We start from the raw sequence: 606 nt of genomic DNA, 5'->3' as shown, positions 1-606 counted from the left end.
TGGATTCTCCTAGGCCGTTTGGGTGGCGGTATAGTCGTCCTGCGCACGAAATACCGAGATGTCCCCATGGGCATCGATTCCACCCGCCTAGGTTGGATGGGCGTGCTTCGTTGGAAAGCATGGATCCGCCTAGGCTGTCCCGAGTGTGAGCGAGGTGTGAGTGTCGCCCATGGGCATCGACACCTTGCGGCTAGGAACTGGAACGAGACGGGTRGCAAAGATTTCGAGTAGCACTTCATACTACCGTGGGTTTTTTAAACCTTCCCCTAGTTTTGTTGATGTTATTCCGAGAATWAGCAAACCGTAACGAAGATGTTCTTGGCAACCATCYTTKGATGGGAGTCCGGCTGTTCGAAMGCCGSCCAAGGGTGATGAACGAAATGTGAACCCTKGTCTCGCCTAGGTTGGATGGGCGTGCTTCGTTGGAAAGCATGGATCCGCCTAGGCTGTCCCGAAGGTAKCTCGCGCTTGTACGGCTTTGGCTCGGATTCGTCCGTCTTCTTTCTTCTTAGCCGAGTACTTCGGTAGATTAGTTGGAACGATTGATGATTTTGAGTTAATTGAACGTTCGGCGTATGAGTGGTGATCGGATAGCTAGTGTTCGTA

The 606-nt window shown here is 52.2% G+C and carries 1 protein-coding gene; it reads left to right on the top strand.

The window, feature by feature from the left end:
• Positions 1-231, top strand: a 231-nt coding sequence (locus tag DZ860_RS25380; RefSeq protein ID WP_207890683.1) for a hypothetical protein, incomplete at its 5' end; no start/stop codon positions are given.
• Positions 232-606 lie beyond the last annotated feature (375 nt).

This window comes from Vibrio sinensis (assembly GCF_003605645.1).
Lineage (GTDB): Bacteria > Pseudomonadota > Gammaproteobacteria > Enterobacterales > Vibrionaceae > Vibrio > Vibrio sinensis.
The sequence above is the reverse complement of the archived record's forward strand: the minus strand, read 5'-3'. Positions and strand labels throughout refer to the sequence as shown.